Annotated in this window: 2 protein-coding genes; both read left to right on the plus strand. The window is 40.5% G+C overall.

The genetic code is table 11. From position 1 onward, the window contains the following. On the plus strand, positions 1-249 hold a 249-nt coding region (locus tag F9B85_RS14520), incomplete at its 5' end, for a hypothetical protein (RefSeq protein ID WP_207707136.1). After that, entirely contained in the window at positions 246-977 is a 732-nt protein-coding gene (gene istB / locus F9B85_RS14090; RefSeq protein WP_151621832.1) for an IS21-like element helper ATPase IstB, read from the plus strand. The genes F9B85_RS14520 and istB, both read left to right, overlap by 4 nt. The last annotated feature ends 63 nt before the right edge of the window (positions 978-1,040 follow it).

A 1,040-nucleotide genomic window follows, 5' to 3' on the forward strand; every position in this document is an offset into this window, starting at 1 on the left:
GAAGCTCTTTTAACCCTCAATACCATCCTCCAAAAGCATGATATTTCAGCTGCAGCAGATGCACTTGAAGTTGCACTAAAAGTGGGGGTTAAAGATTCTGACAGTATTCTGGCAAGCTACCACAGATTAACTAGCAAAGCCCAACCACTTCAGCCACTGGAATTTAAAAATCCATACATACAAGTACCATCCTTTCAAACAGATAATGCTAGATATGATAGTCTGTTTAAAAAGGAGGCAAACCAATGAGAGATAAACTACTGGAATGCTGCAAACAACTTAGGCTCAGTGCAACCCTTGCAGAAAATGCAATGACTACAACCGGTGCAACGAATCAAGAATATTTATTGGAAGTCCTCAAGGCAGAGATTATATACAGAAATGCAAAACGTCGCAACCTTAATTTAAAGAAAGCTGGTTTTGACAATATTAAGACCTTCCAAGGCTATGACTTTCAAGACATCACCTTACCCTCAGGGATAACAATAGATTTACTCAAACAGGCTGAGTTTCTATCCCGGCAGGAAAACCTAATTCTCTACGGCAGAAATGGGGCCGGCAAAAGCCATATGGCAACTGCAATAGGTGTGGAAGCTTGTATGCAGGGTAAAAAGGTGGGTTTCTACAAAACTGCTGCATTAGTTAACGAATTAGTAGCAGCAAAAGCTAATGGATTATTGGTGCAGTTATTGAAAAAACTTAGCAAGCTAGATTTATTAATCTGTGACGAATGGGGCTATATCCCATTCGACGCAGAAGGATCCCAACTGTTATTTCAGGTTATTGCAGACTGCTATGAAAAGCGCAGTCTCATCATCACTACAAACATAGAGTTTAGCAAATGGAATGGCATCTTCTACGATGACCAGCTCACTGCCGCTCTCATCGATAGACTTGTACATCACAGCCACCTAATAGTTTTTGGTCGTGACAGCTGGCGGCTAAAGCACTCTTTGATGAAGCAGTCTAACAATTAAATACAATTTGGGGTGTTACACTTTTGCATTGCATTTCGTTACAGAAAGTGCTTGCAAAAAACA

This window comes from Heliorestis acidaminivorans, assembly GCF_008933955.1.
GTDB lineage: Bacteria > Bacillota > Desulfitobacteriia > Heliobacteriales > Heliobacteriaceae > Heliorestis > Heliorestis acidaminivorans.